General features: G+C 78.3%; 16 protein-coding genes and 1 riboswitch. Of the genes, 12 read left to right on the top strand and 4 right to left on the bottom strand.

All coding sequences use genetic code 11. The features are described 5' to 3' along the window. Positions 1-2 precede the first annotated feature (2 nt). Together LY71_RS14245 and LY71_RS14240 are read right to left on the bottom strand one after the other, a co-directional pair. A complete protein-coding gene (locus LY71_RS14245; protein ID WP_106278607.1) occupies positions 3-296 on the bottom strand; it encodes a transcriptional regulator in 294 nt (97 codons plus the stop codon). Next, on the bottom strand, positions 293-739 hold the full coding sequence (locus tag LY71_RS14240; protein WP_146146150.1) for a hypothetical protein: 447 nt from the start codon (positions 737-739) through the stop codon (positions 293-295). Before LY71_RS14240 ends, LY71_RS14245 begins: the two co-directional genes overlap by 4 nt. A gap of 107 nt (positions 740-846) precedes the next feature. Next, positions 847-917: riboswitch (cobalamin riboswitch) on the top strand. Positions 918-978: 61 nt separating this feature from the next. On the opposite strand from LY71_RS14240, the gene LY71_RS14235 reads away from it, so the two are divergent. The 10 genes from LY71_RS14235 (at position 979) to cobA (ending at position 10,285) form a co-directional block, all read left to right on the top strand. After that, the gene (locus tag LY71_RS14235; RefSeq protein WP_106278603.1) at positions 979-2,982 is read left to right on the top strand and encodes a putative cobaltochelatase; all 2,004 of its coding nucleotides are present in this window, start codon (positions 979-981) and stop codon (positions 2,980-2,982) included. Next, positions 2,982-3,596 carry a cob(I)yrinic acid a,c-diamide adenosyltransferase gene (cobO, locus tag LY71_RS14230; protein ID WP_106278601.1) on the top strand — a complete coding sequence of 205 codons (615 nt, stop codon included), beginning with the start codon at positions 2,982-2,984 and terminating at the stop codon, positions 3,594-3,596. Before LY71_RS14235 ends, cobO begins: the two co-directional genes overlap by 1 nt. A gap of 73 nt (positions 3,597-3,669) precedes the next feature. Further along, the gene (locus tag LY71_RS14225; protein WP_211297339.1) at positions 3,670-5,052 is read left to right on the top strand and encodes a cobyrinic acid a,c-diamide synthase CobB; all 1,383 of its coding nucleotides are present in this window, start codon (positions 3,670-3,672) and stop codon (positions 5,050-5,052) included. Beyond that, positions 5,039-5,722: an energy-coupling factor ABC transporter permease gene (locus tag LY71_RS14220; RefSeq protein WP_106278597.1), complete on the top strand. Its 684-nt coding sequence runs from the start codon at positions 5,039-5,041 to the stop codon at positions 5,720-5,722. Before LY71_RS14225 ends, LY71_RS14220 begins: the two co-directional genes overlap by 14 nt. After that, positions 5,719-6,033, top strand: a complete 315-nt coding sequence (locus LY71_RS14215) for an energy-coupling factor ABC transporter substrate-binding protein (RefSeq protein ID WP_106278595.1) — start codon at positions 5,719-5,721, stop codon at positions 6,031-6,033. The genes LY71_RS14220 and LY71_RS14215 overlap by 4 nt, the downstream gene beginning before the upstream one ends. After that, complete coding sequence (gene cbiQ / locus LY71_RS14210) at positions 6,030-6,767, top strand: cobalt ECF transporter T component CbiQ (protein WP_106278593.1); 738 nt, start codon at positions 6,030-6,032, stop codon at positions 6,765-6,767. The genes LY71_RS14215 and cbiQ overlap by 4 nt, the downstream gene beginning before the upstream one ends. Continuing rightward, positions 6,764-7,615 (top strand): energy-coupling factor ABC transporter ATP-binding protein, encoded by an 852-nt coding sequence (locus tag LY71_RS14205; RefSeq protein WP_106278591.1) that lies wholly within the window; start codon positions 6,764-6,766, stop codon positions 7,613-7,615. Before cbiQ ends, LY71_RS14205 begins: the two co-directional genes overlap by 4 nt. Further along, positions 7,606-7,953 carry a cobalamin biosynthesis protein gene (locus LY71_RS14200; RefSeq protein ID WP_245887895.1) on the top strand — a complete coding sequence of 116 codons (348 nt, stop codon included), beginning with the start codon at positions 7,606-7,608 and terminating at the stop codon, positions 7,951-7,953. The genes LY71_RS14205 and LY71_RS14200 overlap by 10 nt, the downstream gene beginning before the upstream one ends. Further along, positions 7,950-9,029: an Rv2231c family histidinol phosphate aminotransferase CobC gene (gene cobC, locus LY71_RS14195; protein ID WP_106278589.1), complete on the top strand. Its 1,080-nt coding sequence runs from the start codon at positions 7,950-7,952 to the stop codon at positions 9,027-9,029. The genes LY71_RS14200 and cobC overlap by 4 nt, the downstream gene beginning before the upstream one ends. Before the next feature lie 20 nt (positions 9,030-9,049). Continuing rightward, a complete protein-coding gene (gene cobA / locus LY71_RS14190) occupies positions 9,050-10,285 on the top strand; it encodes a uroporphyrinogen-III C-methyltransferase (RefSeq protein WP_245887894.1) in 1,236 nt (411 codons plus the stop codon). Positions 10,286-10,296: 11 nt separating this feature from the next. Here cobA and ygiD read toward each other — a convergent pair whose 3' ends face one another. Continuing rightward, entirely contained in the window at positions 10,297-11,139 is an 843-nt protein-coding gene (gene ygiD / locus LY71_RS14185; RefSeq protein ID WP_106278703.1) for a 4,5-DOPA-extradiol-dioxygenase, read from the bottom strand. A gap of 19 nt (positions 11,140-11,158) precedes the next feature. Beyond that, positions 11,159-11,695, bottom strand: a complete 537-nt coding sequence (gene soxR, locus LY71_RS14180) for a redox-sensitive transcriptional activator SoxR (RefSeq protein ID WP_106278587.1) — start codon at positions 11,693-11,695, stop codon at positions 11,159-11,161. 47 nt (positions 11,696-11,742) lie between these two features. On the opposite strand from soxR, the gene LY71_RS14175 reads away from it, so the two are divergent. Together LY71_RS14175 and LY71_RS14170 are read left to right on the top strand one after the other, a co-directional pair. Further along, complete coding sequence (locus LY71_RS14175; protein WP_106278585.1) at positions 11,743-12,438, top strand: SDR family NAD(P)-dependent oxidoreductase; 696 nt, start codon at positions 11,743-11,745, stop codon at positions 12,436-12,438. Further along, entirely contained in the window at positions 12,435-13,460 is a 1,026-nt protein-coding gene (locus tag LY71_RS14170) for an S-adenosylmethionine:tRNA ribosyltransferase-isomerase (RefSeq protein WP_106278582.1), read from the top strand. Before LY71_RS14175 ends, LY71_RS14170 begins: the two co-directional genes overlap by 4 nt. The last annotated feature ends 9 nt before the right edge of the window (positions 13,461-13,469 follow it).

Raw genomic sequence — 13,469 nt, 5'->3', positions numbered from 1 at the left:
CCTCAGACGCCGGCGATGCGGCGCAGTTCGGCGACGTGGGCGTCGAACGCGCGCCGGCCCTCCCTGGTCAGCGACAGGCTGGTCCGCTGGCGGGAGGCGATCGTCGCCTTGCTCACCCGGACGTAGCCGGCCTCCTCCAGCTGCTTGACGTGCTTGGACAGCACCGAGTCGCTCACCTGCACCCGGTCGCGGACGGCGGCGAACTCCATCGTGTCGACGGCGGCGAGCAGCCCGCAGATCTGCAGCCGCGGCGGCGGGTGGATGACCGCGTCGAAGTGCGGCGCGACCGCGGTCACGGCTGCCCGCGCAGCTCGGCGACCCACCGGCGGCCCCACACCCGGCTGAGGACGCCGACGGCGGTCCCCAGCACCGCGCCGGCGACCACCATCGCCCAGCGCTGCCCGAAGCCGTCGGCCAGCACCAACGCGGGCACGAGGACGACCAGGACGACGGCCGCCCACAGCGCCATCAGGCGTGGCGGCGTGCCGACCCACACGCCGGTCCTCCGCCGGTAGGCCGCGACCAGGGCCCCGAGCCCCGCGCCGAAGAGGACGAGGGCGGGGAGCGTGACCCAGGGCGAGTCGAGTGCGCGGGACGCCAGGAAGCCGAAGAGCAGCAGTCCCAGCGCGACGTCGTACCACCACGGCTGCAGCACCCGGTCGGCCAGCGCCGCCCGGTCGGCCTGCAGTGCTGCGAGCTGCGCGGCGGCGGCGTCCCGGTCCACGTCGTGACTTTCCATGCCGGCAAGAGTGGACTCTCACTTTCCGTTCCGTCAAGTCATCGGCCCGGCCTGTCGCCGGCGCGACCCGGCGTGGTTCCATGGGCGCCGCCACAGCGACGGCAGTGGAGGAAGCCCGGTGCGACTCCGGCGCGGTCCCGCCACTGTGACCCGGCAGCCGCCGGGGAGTCAGGAACTCCCGCCGTCGCCTCCTGCCACCTCCGGGCGTGGACACCCGGGGAGAGGACCCGTGCCCCCGCATGACGTACCCCTTCGGCGCCGTCGTCGGCATGGACGACATGCGGCTGGCCCTGCTGCTCAACGCCGTCTCGCCGGCCATCGGCGGCGTGCTCGTCCGCGGCGAGAAGGGCACCGCGAAGTCGACGACGGTGCGCGCGCTGGCCGCCGTCCTCCCACCGATGGCCGTCGTGCCCGGGTGCCGGTTCGCCTGTGACCCGGCCGCCCCCGACCCCGCCTGTCCCGACGGCCCGCACGACGCCGGCGTCCCGGGCCAGGCCCGCGCGGCCCGGCTGGTCGAGCTGCCGGTGGGCGCCTCCGAGGACCGCGTCGTCGGCTCGCTGGACCTCGAGCGGGCGCTGACCGAGGGCGTGAAGGCCTTCGAGCCCGGGCTCCTGGCCGCCGCGCACCGCGGGGTGCTCTACGTCGACGAGGTCAACCTGCTGCACGACCACCTGGTCGACCTGCTCCTGGACGCCGCCGCGCTGGGCACCGCCTACGTCGAGCGCGAGGGCGTCTCGGTGCGGCACGCCGCGCGGTTCCTGCTGGTCGGGACGATGAACCCCGAGGAGGGCGAGCTGCGCCCGCAGCTGCTCGACCGCTTCGGCCTCACCGTCGAGGTGGCCGCCCCGCGCGACCCGGCCGAGCGCGCCGAGGTGGTGCGCCGCCGCTTCGCGTACGACGCCGACCCGGCCGGGTTCGCCGCGGCGTGGGCCGGTGAGGAGGCCGGGCTGGCCGCGCGGATCGCCGAGGCCCGCGGCCGGCTGCCGCACGTCGTCCTCTCCGACGCCGCGCTGCAGCAGGTGACCGCCGTCTGCGCCGCGTTCGACGTCGACGGGCTGCGGGCCGACCTGGTCACCGCCCGCACCGCCATCGCGCACGCCGCCTGGTCGGGCCGCGACGAGGTCACCGAGGACGACGTCCGGGTGGCCGCCCGCCTCGCCCTCCCCCACCGGCGGCGGCGCAACCCCTTCGACGCCCCGGGCCTCGACGACGACACCCTCGACCGGGCGCTCGAGGACTCCCGCCCCGACGAGGACCCGCCCGAGGGCCCGGACGGCGGCCCGGACGGCGGCCCGGACGACGGCGGCGCTCCCCCGCCTCCCCCTGGCGACGGCGCGGGCGAGGACGCCGGCGCGCCGGCGGAGGCCGGGGCGAACGAGGGCGGCGGGGCCCCGGGCGGGCCGGCGGGCGAGCGGGCGGCGGTCGCGCCGGCGGACCCGTTCCGCGCGCGCCGGCTCGAGGTGCCCGGCATCGGCGCGGGTGCGGCCGGGCGGCGGTCGAAGGCGCGCGCCGAGCGCGGCCGGGTCGTGGGCTCGGTCCGCCCGTCGGGGCCGGTGACCCGCCTGCACCTGGTCGACACCGTGCTGGCCGCCGCGCCGCACCAGGTGGCCCGCGGCCGCAGCGGCCCGGGCCTGCGGGTCGCCCGCGAGGACCTGCGCCAGGCCACGCTGGAGGGCCGCGAGGGCAACCTCGTGCTCTTCGTCGTCGACGCCAGCGGCTCCATGGGGTCGCGGGCGCGGATGGGCGCGGTCAAGGGCGCCGTCCTCTCCCTGCTGCTCGACGCCTACCAGCGGCGGGACAAGGTCGGCCTGGTCACCTTCCGCGGGACCGACGCCGTCCTGGCGCTGCCGCCCACCTGGTCGGTCGAGGCCGCCGCGGCCCGGATGCGCGAGCTGCCCACCGGCGGCCGCACCCCGCTGGCCGCGGGCCTCGGGCGCGCCGCCGAGGTGCTGCGCGTCGAGCGCGTCCGCGACCCGCAGCGCCGGCCGCTGCTGGTCGTCGTCACCGACGGGCGGGCCACCGGCACGCGCGGCAGTGACGCCCTCGGCGCTGCGCACACGGCCGCGCAGCGGCTGGCCGCCGACGGCACCGCCGCGGTCGTCGTCGACTGCGAGTCCGGGCCGGTGCGCCTGGGCCTGGCCGGCGTCCTCGGCGTCCACCTGGGCGCGCAGACCCTGCGGCTGGAGGAACTGGCCGCCGACGCGCTGGCCGCCACCGTCCGCAGCGTCCGGGAGGCCGCCTGATGCCCCAGGGACAGGTCGCGGTCACGCCGCAGGACGGGCTGACGACGCGGCAGCGGCGCAACCGCCCGCTGCTCGCGGTGCACACCGGCGAGATGAAGGGCAAGTCCACCGCCGCGTTCGGCATGGCGATGCGCGCGTGGAACCAGGGCTGGTCGATCGCGGTCTACCAGTTCGTCAAGAGCGCCAAGTGGCGGGTCGGCGAGGAGAACGCGCTCACCGCGCTCGGCCGGCTGCACGAGCAGACCGGCGAGGGCGGCCCGGTGGTCTGGCACAAGATGGGCTCGGGCTGGAGCTGGTCACGCCGGCAGGGCACCGAGGTCGACCACGCCGCCGACGCCGCCGAGGGCTGGGCGCAGATCAAGCGCGACCTGGCCGCCGAGGCGCACCGGTTCTACGTCCTCGACGAGTTCACCTACCCGCTGAAGTGGGGCTGGGTGGACGTCGACGACGTCGTCGGGACGCTGACACACCGGCCGGGCACCCAGCACGTCGTCGTCACCGGACGGGACGCCCCGCCCGCGCTGGTCGAGGCCGCCGACCTCGTGGTGGAGATGACCAAGGTCAAGCACCCGATGGACGCCGGCCAGAAGGGCCAGCGGGGGATCGAGTGGTGAGCCGGGTCGTGCACGTCCGCGGAGATGCCCCGGGCAACTCCGCGGAAGTGCACGGACGGGGAGGACGGCGGTGGTGAGCGTCCCGCGGGTCGTCGTCGCCGCGCCGACCAGCAACGCGGGCAAGACGTCGGTCGCCACCGGCCTGGTCGCCGCGCTCACCGCCCGCGGGCTGGCCGTCTCGCCGCACAAGGTCGGCCCCGACTACATCGACCCCGGCTACACCGGGCTGGCCGCCGGGCGCCCGGGCCGCAACCTCGACCCGGTGCTGCAGGGCGAGGAGCGGGTGGTCCCGCTGTTCCTGCACGGCGCGCGCGGGGCCGACGTCGCCGTCGTCGAGGGCGTCATGGGCCTGTTCGACGGCGCCACCTCACCCGACGTCGAGCCCGGGTTCGCCTCCACCGCGCACGTGGCCCGGCTGCTGCGGGCGCCGGTGGTGCTGGTCGTCGACGCGAGCGCGCAGGCGCAGAGCGTCGCGGCGCTGGTGCACGGCTTCGCCACCTTCGACCCCCGGGTCCGGCTGGGCGGCGTGGTGCTCAACCGGGTCGGCAGCGACCGGCACGAGGAGATCCTGCGCGAGGCGCTGGGTGCCTCCGGGGTGCCGGTGCTGGGCGCCGTCCGCCGTCTCGCCGAGCTGGGGACGCCGTCGCGGCACCTGGGCCTGGTCCCGGCGGCCGAGCGGTCGGCCGAGGCGCTGGCCACCGTCGCGCGGCTGGGCGAGGTGGTGGCCGCCGGCGTCGACCTCGACGCCGTGCTGCGGCTGGCCCGCACGGCCCCCGCCCTGGACGCCGTGACCTGGGACCCGGCCGCCGAGGTCACCCCGGTCGAGGGCCAGCCGCGGATCGCCGTCGCCGGCGGGCCCGCGTTCACCTTCGGCTACGCGGAGAACGCCGAGCTGCTGGCCGCGGCCGGCGCCGAGGTGGTGACCGTCGACCCGCTGCGCGACGAGGCGCTCCCCGCGGGCACCGCCGGGCTGGTCGTGGGCGGCGGCTTCCCGGAGGTCCACGCCGAGGCGCTGTCGGCCAACGCGGGGCTGCGCGCCGACGTCGCCGCGCTCGCCGCCCGCGGCGGCCCGGTCGCCGCCGAGTGCGCCGGACTGCTCTACCTCTCCCGGGAGCTGGACGGGCACCCGATGTGCGGCGTCCTGGACGTGGCGACGGCGATGTCGCCGCGGCTGACGCTGGGCTACCGGGCCGCGGTCGCCCTCACCGACAGCGTGCTGGCGCCGGCCGGCACCCGGGTGCGCGGCCACGAGTTCCACCGCACGCACGCGCGGCCCGGCGCCGGGGCCACCCCCGCCTGGCAGTGGGCGGGGGCCGGCCCCGAGGGCTTCGCCACCGGCTCGGTGCACGCCTCCTACCTGCACCTGAACTGGGCCGGGTCCCCGGCCCTGCCCGAGCGGTTCGTGGCCGCCTGCGCGGCGGCCGTGCCCGAGGAGGTGCGGCGTGCACATCGCTGAGGGGTTCCTCCCCGCGCCGCACGCGATCGGCTGGACGGTCGCCGCCGCCCCGTTCGTGGTGCACGGCGCCCGCGCGGTGGTGCGGGAGGTGCGCGAGCACCCCGAGTCCACGCTGCTGCTCGGCGCGGCCGGCGCGTTCACCTTCGTGCTCAGCGCCATCAAGCTGCCCTCGGTCACCGGCTCCTCCAGCCACCCGACCGGCACCGGCGCCGGCGCGGTGCTGTTCCGGCCACCGGTGATGGCGCTGCTCGGCACCGTGGTCCTGCTGTTCCAGGCGCTGCTGCTGGCCCACGGCGGGCTGACCACCCTGGGCGCCAACGCGTTCGCCTTCGCCGTCGTGGGGCCGTGGGCCGGCTACGGCGCCTACCGGCTGGCCCGGGCCCTCGGTGCCGGGCTGCTGCCCGGCGTCTTCGTCGCCCTCGCGCTGGCCGACCTCGCCACCTACGTCACGACGTCGCTGCAGCTCGCGCTGGCGTTCCCCGACGCGTCCAGCGGGTTCGCCGGCGCGGTGGTGAAGTTCCTCGGCGTCTTCGCCCTCACCCAGGTGCCGCTGGCGCTGGCCGAGGGGCTGCTCGGCGTGCTGCTGTTCCGGGTGCTCACCACCAGCGCCCGGCCCGAGCTCGAGCGCCTCGGCCTGCTGGCACCCGAGCCGGCCGAGGAGCGCGGGTGACCCGCCGGCGGCTGGTCACCGCGCTGCTGGTGCTCGCGGTCCTGGCGCTGGTCACCCTCCCGCTCGCCCTCGGCGGCGGGGAGGCCGGGTACGCCGGCACCGACGGCCAGGCCACCGCGGCGATCGAGGAGTCGGGCTACACGCCGTGGTTCGAGTCGGTGTTCTCGCCGTCGTCGGCGGAGGTGGAGTCGGGGCTGTTCGCGCTGCAGGCGGCGATCGGCGGCGGCGTGCTCGGCTACGTGCTCGGCCGGCTGCGCGGCCGCCGCGCGGCGCCCCGGGACGCCGGCCGCACCGAGGACGCCGGCCCGTGAGCGCGGGTCTGGCGGTCGACGACGCCGCCTGGGCCAGCGCCTGGCGCACGCGCGCGCCGCTGGACAAGCTCCTGCTCTGCGGCGGCCTGGTGGTCTGCGCGCTGGTGCTGCCCGCCTGGCCGGGCGGCGTGCTGGTCGCGCTGACCGCCGTCGTCCTGGCGCTCGGGCCGGCGCGGGTGCCGGCGCGCACCTTCGGCCGGGCGGTGCGCTGGCCGCTGGCCTTCGTCGCCACCGGCGCGCTGACCGCCGTCGTCTCCGTGGACGGCGGCGGCCTCGGCTGGGCGCCCGACGCGGCGGCGCGGGCCGGCGACCTGGTCGGGCACTCGGTGGCCGGCGGTGCGGCGGTGCTGCTGCTGGCCACCACCACGCCGGTGTCGGACCTGCTGCCGGCGCTGCGCCGGTTGCGCGTCCCGGCGGCCGTGGTCGAGGTCGCGTCGGTGACCTACCGCCTGCTGTTCGTGCTGCTCGACAGCCTGCGCACCATCCGCGAGGCGCAGGCCAACCGCATGGGCTACTCCTCGGTGCGCCGCTCCTACCGGTCCTCCGGCGCGCTGGCCGCCGCGGTGCTCACCCGCTCCTTCGACCGCGCCCGCCGGATGCAGGAGGGGCTGGCCGGCCGCGGCATGGAGACGGGCCTGCGGGTCCTGCCGGAGGCGCTGCCGTCGTCCTCGCGCTTCCTGGCCGCCTCCGCCGCCGGGCTCGGCGCCCTGCTGGCCGTCGGGCTGCTGGCGTGAGCCACCGCAGCCTGACCGCCGAGGGGCTGGTCGTCGGCTACGAGCGCGGCCGCCGGGTGCTCGACGGCGCCTCGCTCGCCGTCCCGGCCGGACGCAGGCTGGCGGTGCTGGGCGCCAACGGCTCGGGCAAGACGACGCTGCTGCGCTGCCTGTCCGGGGCGCTGCGGCCCGATGCCGGCGCGGTCGCCGTCGACGGCGCGCTGCTGCGCCACACCCGCGGCGGGCTGCGCGCGCACCGGCAGGAGGTGCAGCTGGTCCTGCAGGACCCCGACGACCAGCTGTTCAGCGCCTCGGTGGCGCAGGACGTCTCCTTCGGCCCGCTCAACCTGGGCCTGCCCGACGACGCCGTCCGCGAGCGGGTGACCGAGGCGCTGCGGCTGCTCGCCGTCGAGGCGCTGGCCGCCCGGCCCACCCACCAGCTGTCCTACGGCGAGCGCAAGCGGGTCGCGATCGCCGGCGCGGTCGCGATGCGCCCCTGCGTGCTGCTGCTCGACGAGCCCACCGCGGGCCTGGACCCCTCCGCCGTCGCCGAGGCGCTGGCCGCGCTGGAGCGGCTGCAGGCGTCGGGCTCCACGGTGGTGATGAGCACCCACGACGTCGACCTGGCGCTGCGCTGGGCCGACGAGGTCGCCGTCGTCGTCGACCGCCGGGTGGTGCAGGGCCCGCCCGAGCGCCTGCTGGCCGACGACGACCTGCTCGCCCGCGCCCGCCTCGACCGGCCCTGGGCGCTGTCCGTCGGCGCGCGGCTGCGGGCGCTGGGGCTGCTGCCCGACGGCCCGCTCCCCCGTGACGCCGCCGCGCTGCTCGCCGCGCTGCCCGACCGGCCCGGCGTCGGCACGTGGACGTGACCGTCGGCGTGGGCGCCGTCGCCGGGGTGACCGCCGCGGAGGTGCTCGCCGCGGTCGACGCCGTGCTGCCCGACGGCGCCCGCGTCACCGGGCTGGCCACCCTCGACACCCGCGCCGCCGAGCCCGGCGTCCGCGCCGCGGCGGCCGCCCGCGGCTGGCCGCTCACCGGCCACCCGGCCGCCGCGCTCGCCGCCGTCCCCGTGCCCGCGCCGTCGGCGCGGGTGGCCGCGGCGGTGGGCACGCCGTCGGTGGCCGAGGCGGCCGCCCTGCTCGGCGGCGCCCGGCTGGTGGTCGGCAGGACCGTGCACGGGCGGGTGACCGTGGCGGTGGCCGCGTGACCTGGGCCGACCTCGACCACCACGGCGACCGGGAGCTGGCCCCCGGCCTGGTCGACCTCGCGGTCAACGTCCGCGCCGGCACGCCCCCGCCCTGGCTGCGGGCGGTGCTGCGCGCGGCCCTCGACGACGTCGCCGCCTACCCCGACGCCGGACCGGCCCGGGCCGCCGTGGCCGCCACGCACGGCCGCGACCCCGCCGAGGTGCTGCTCACCGCCGGTGCCGCCGAGGCGTTCGTGCTGGTCGCACGGGCGTTCACGCCCCGGCGGGCGGTGGTGGTGCACCCGTCGTTCACCGAGCCGGAGGCGGCGCTGCGCGCGGCGGGGCACCCGGTGGAGCGGCTGCTGCTCGAGGCACCCGCCTACCGGCTGCGCGAGGTGCCCGAGGACGCCGACCTGGTGGTGCTCGGCAACCCGACCAACCCGACCTCGGTGCTGCACCCGGCCGGCGAGGTCGCCGCGCTGGCCCGCCCGGGCCGCGTGCTGCTGGTCGACGAGGCGTTCGCCGACACCGTGCCCGGCGAGCCGCACTCGGTGGCCGCCCGCCGCGACCTGCCGGGCCTGCTCGTGGTCCGCAGCCTGACCAAGACCTGGGGGCTGGCCGGCCTGCGGGTGGGTTACGCGCTGGGCCCGCCGGAGCTCGTCGCCGCGCTGGCCGCCGCCCAGCCGCACTGGCCGCTGTCCACGCCGGCGCTGGCCGCCGCCGTCGCGTGCACGGCGCCCGCCGCCCGCGCGGAGGCCGACGCGGCGGCGCGGGAGCTCGCCGCGCACCGCGCCGCGCTGCTGGCCGCGCTGCCGGACGGCCTGGTCGTCGGGGAGCCGCGCTCGTCCTTCGTGCTGCTGCGCGTCCCCGGCGGCGCGCGGGTGCGGGCGGCGCTGCGGCAACGGGGCTGGGCGGTGCGCCGCGGCGACACCTTCCCGGGGCTGGACGCCGACCACCTGCGGGTCGCCGTCCGCGACCCGGGCACCTCGCGTGCGTTCGCCGCGGACCTCGCTGCGATCCTGGAGGCCGAGGAGATCCTGGCCCCGATGCCGACGACGACGTCGCAGCCGGCCCCCGTCCCGGAGGAGCACCGCTGAACGCCACGCCCGTCGATCCCGTGAGCGGCGTCGTCTACCCCGTCGGCCTGCGGCTGCTCGACCGCCGCGTCGTCGTGGTCGGCGGCGGGCAGGTCGCCCACCGGCGGGTGGCCGGCCTGCTCGAGGCCCGCGCCCGCGTCACCGTGGTCAGCCCCGAGGTGACCCCCGCCCTGGAGGCGCTGGTGGCGCCGGGCTCGCTGACCTGGGTCCGCCGCCGCTACCGGGACGGCGACCTCGACGGCGCCTGGTACGCCGTGGCCGCCACCGACGACCCCGCCGTCAACGCGGCCGTGGCCGGGGAGGCCGAGCGGCTGCGGGTGTTCTGCGCCCGCGCCGACGACCGGTCGGCCTCCAGCGTGTGGACGCCGGCGGTCGGCCGGCAGGGCGACCTCGTCGTCGGCGTGCACGGCGGCGGCGATCCGCAGCGGGCGGTCGGTGTCCGCGACGCGGTGGTCGCCGGGCTGACCGACGGCAGCATCCGCGACCGCGCGGCCCGCGAGCCGGAGGGCGGCCGGGCCGGCAGCGTCGTGCTCGTCGGCGGCGGGCCCGGCGACCCGGGACTGATCACCGTGCGCGGGCAGCAGGCGGTCGCGCAGGCCGACGTCGTGCTCGCCGACCACCTGGCGCCGCAGTCGCTGCTCGCCTCGCTCCCGCCGGAGGTCGAGGTCATCGACGCCTCGAAGCTGCCGCGCGGCCGGTCGATGGCGCAGGAGCAGATCAACGCGCTGCTCGTCGAGCACGCGCTGGCCGGCCGGCGGGTGGTGCGCCTGAAGGGCGGCGACCCGTTCGTCTTCGGCCGGGGCATGGAGGAGCTCGAGGCGTGCGTGGCCGCGGGCGTGCCGGTCGAGGTCGTCCCCGGGGTGACCAGCGCGATCGGCGTCCCCGGCCTGGCCGGCATCCCGGTCACCCACCGCGGGCTGACCCACGAGTTCGTCGTCGTCTCCGGGCACGTACCCCCCGGCCACCCCGCGTCGCTGGTCGACTGGCCGGCACTGGGCCGGCTGCGCGGCACCGTCGTCGTGCTCATGGGCGTCGACACCGCCGGCGCGATCGCCGCGGCGCTCGTCGAGCACGGCCGCGCGCCGGACACCCCGGTCGCCGTCGTGGCCGACGGCTCGACCGCCACCCAGCGGGTCGTCCGCACCACGCTGGCCGGGCTGGCGAAGGCGCTCGCCGACGAGGGCGTCCGCCCGCCGGCCGTCTGGGTGGTCGGCGAGGTCGTGCGGCTCTCCGCGGAGCCCGCGCGGTCCCGCTGAGGCAGCAGCGCTCAGATGTTGGCGCCGTCCGGGGGTGGTGCCTCGGGCAGCGGGGCGGCTAAGCCGCTGCCCTCGGCCCTCGGCGCGGGCATGCCCACGGTGTAGGAGGTCATCGACAGCGACCCGTAGGCGTAGCCGTCGACGAGCACCTCGGCCGTCGTCCCGGTCGCGCCGGCCATGCCGGCCACGTAGAGCAGCGGCAGGAAGTGGTCGGGCGTGGGGACGGCGAGGTCGAAGTCGCGGTGCCCGTCGAGGCGGGCCACGGCGGCGGGGTCGGTGAGCATGAGCTCCTTGACCCGCTCGTCGAAGCGCTGCGCCCAGTCGAAGCCGGCGTCGGGCATGGCCCGGCTGACCCCGCCGAGGTTGTGCACCACGTTGCCGCTGCCGACCACCAGGACGCCGTCCTCGCGCAGCGGGGCCAGCGCCGCGCCCATCTGCAGGTGGTAGTCCGCGCCCTTGAGCGCGTTGATCGACAGCTGCACGACCGGGATGTCGGCCTCGGGGAAGGCGTGCAGCAGCACCGACCAGGTGCCGTGGTCGATGCCCCAGCTGTCGAGGTCGGCGCCCACCCAGGTCGGGGAGACGACGTCGGCCACCTGCTCGTGCAGCTCCGGCAGCCCGGGCGCGTCGTAGCTGACGCCGAAGAGCTCGGGCGGGAACCCGAAGAAGTCGTGGATCGTGCGGGGCCTCGCCATGGCCGTCACGGCGGTCGCGTGCACGTACCAGTGGGCCGAGACGACCAGGATGGCCCGGGGCCGGGGCACCGCGCGGCCGAGGGCGCGCCAGGCGTCGGTGTAGCGGTTGCGCTCGAGGGCGTTCATCGGGTTGCCGTGACCGATGAAGGCGGCGGGCATGAGCGTCACGCGGCTCTCCTCATCCGGCGGGCGGGGTGGACGGCTCCGTCCCGGATCCTGCCCCGACGGGCCGGGGCGCGCGAGGCGCGACGCCGGCGTTGCTCCCCGGCGGCGTGCGGCGCAGCAGCGGTGAGAGCCGGCGCGCGCCGGCCCCCTCCCCCGCGGCGGCGTCGCCGGGGTTGGACAGCGCGCAGGCGGTCAGCGACAGGCACCCGCACCCGATGCAGGAGGACAGCCCGTCGCGCAGCTGCTCCAGCGCGGCGATCTGCGCGTCGAGCCGGTCGCGCCAGCCGCGCGACAGCCGGGCCCAGTCGCGCGCCGACGGCGTCCGCCCCTCGGGCAGCGTGCCGAGGGCGGCGCGGATCTCCGGCAGCGACAGCCCGACGTTCTGCGCCGCCCGCACGAACGCCAGCCGCCGCAGCACCGAGCGCGGGAAGCGCCGCGCGCCCCCGGCCGTCCGGGTGGCGGTGACCAGGCCCTGCGCCTCGTAGTAGCGCAGCGCCGACGGCGCCAGCCCCGCCCGGGCGGCCACCTCGCCGATCGTCAGCCCGTCCACGGCACCCCCCTTGACCTCAAGTCCACTTGAGGTCCGACGGTAGCCCCATGACACCTCCCACCGCACTCGTCACCGGCGCCTCCCGTGGCCTCGGTGCCGCCCTCGCCGCCGCCCTGGCCGCCCGCGGCTGGCGCCTGGTCGTCGACGCCCGCGACGCCGGCCGGCTCGCCGGCACCGTCGCCGGGCTGCCCGCACCCGACCGGGTGACCGCGGTCCCCGGCGACGTCGCCGACCCCGCGCACCGCGCCGCGCTGGCCGCCGCCGTCGGCGACCGGCTCGACCTGCTGGTGAACAACGCCAGCGACCTCGGCCCCACCCCGCTCCCCCGGCTGGCCGACCTCCCGCCCGCCGACCTCGAGCGGGTGCTCGCGGTGAACACCGTCGCGCCCCTGGCCCTGGTGCAGGCGGTGCTGCCCGCGCTCGAGCGGGCCGGCGGCACGGTCGTGTCGGTCAGCAGCGACGCCGCGGTCGAGGCCTACCCGGGGTGGGGCGGCTACGGCGCGAGCAAGGCGGCGCTCGACCGGCTGACCGCCGTCCTCGCCGTCGAGCACCCGGGGCTGCGGGTGTACGCCGTCGACCCCGGCGACATGGCCACCGACATGCACCGCGCCGCCGCCCCCGACGACGAGGACCTGCCCGACCCGGAGGACGTCGTCCCGGCGTTCCTGCGGCTGCTCGACGACCCGCCGCCCGGCGGCCGGCTGCGCGCGGCGGACCTGCTCCTGGTGGAGGCCCGCCGGTGACCGCGTTCGCCCTCCCGCCCGGCAGCGAGGCCACCGAGCCGCCGGAGCACCGCGGGCTGTCCCGCGACGGCGTCCGGCTGATGGCCGTCCGGCCGGGCAGCACCACCGCCGCCCGCTTCGCCGACCTCCCCGACCTGCTCGAGCCCGGCGACCTGCTGGTGGTCAACACCTCCGCCACGCTGGCCGCCCGGCTCGACGCCCGCCGCGCCGACGGGCGGGTCGTCCCGCTGCACGTGTCGACGGCGCTCGACGACGGCAGCTGGGTGGTCGAGGTGCGCCGTCCCGGCAACGACGGGCCCGAGACCGGCTTGGAGCCGGGCACCGAGCTCGACCTGCCCGGCGGCGTCCGGCTGCGGCTGCGCACCGGCTTCCCCGACCCGGCACGGCCGTCCCGGCTGTGGCGGGCCCGGGTCGAGCCCGCCGTCGCGCTGGTCCCTTACCTCGCCGAGCACGGGCAGCCGGTGCGCTACGGCTACCTGCGGGCGCCGGTGCGCCTGGCGGAGGCGCAGAACGTGTACGCCACCGAGCCCGGGAGCGCGGAGAACGCCAGCGCCGGGCGGCCGTTCACCGACCGGCTGCTGGTGCGGCTCCTGGCCCGCGGCGTCCCGGTGGTGCCGCTGGTGCTGCACGCCGGCGTCTCCAGCCCGGAGCTGCACGAGCCCCCGGCGCCCGAGCGCTACCGCGTCCCGGAGGTCACCGCGCGACTCGTGAACGCCACCCGGGCGGCGGGACGGCGGGTGGTCGCGGTGGGCACGACGGCGACCCGGGCGCTGGAGACGGTCACCGGCGAGGACGGCGTCACCCGCCCAGGCGAGGGGTGGACCGACCTCGTCCTCGGCCCCGACCGCCCGGCGCGCGCGGTGACCGGGCTGGTCACCGGCCTGCACGCCCCCGAGGCCAGCCACCTGCTGCTCCTGCAGGCCGTGGCCGGGCCGGACCTGGTGGCCGCGGCCTACCGGGTGGCCACCGCGGGTGGCTGGCTCTGGCACGAGTACGGCGACTCGATGCTGTTCCTGCCCTGAGGGAGGACC

It is taken from the genome of Geodermatophilus tzadiensis (assembly GCF_003002915.1).
GTDB lineage: Bacteria > Actinomycetota > Actinomycetes > Mycobacteriales > Geodermatophilaceae > Geodermatophilus > Geodermatophilus tzadiensis.
This window is presented reverse-complemented; position numbering and strand designations above follow the sequence as displayed.

What these genes read in the sequence shown, in the direction of transcription:
- LY71_RS14240 (WP_146146150.1), bottom strand. Translation starts at nt 739, where the DNA reads ATGGAAAGTCACGACGTGGACCGGGACGCCGCCGCCGCGCAGCTCGCA.
- LY71_RS14235 (WP_106278603.1), top strand. Translation starts at nt 979, where the DNA reads ATGACGTACCCCTTCGGCGCCGTCGTCGGCATGGACGACATGCGGCTG.
- cobO (WP_106278601.1), top strand. Translation starts at nt 2,982, where the DNA reads ATGCCCCAGGGACAGGTCGCGGTCACGCCGCAGGACGGGCTGACGACG.
- ygiD (WP_106278703.1), bottom strand. Translation starts at nt 11,139, where the DNA reads ATGCCCGCCGCCTTCATCGGTCACGGCAACCCGATGAACGCCCTCGAG.
- LY71_RS14175 (WP_106278585.1), top strand. Translation starts at nt 11,743, where the DNA reads ATGACACCTCCCACCGCACTCGTCACCGGCGCCTCCCGTGGCCTCGGT.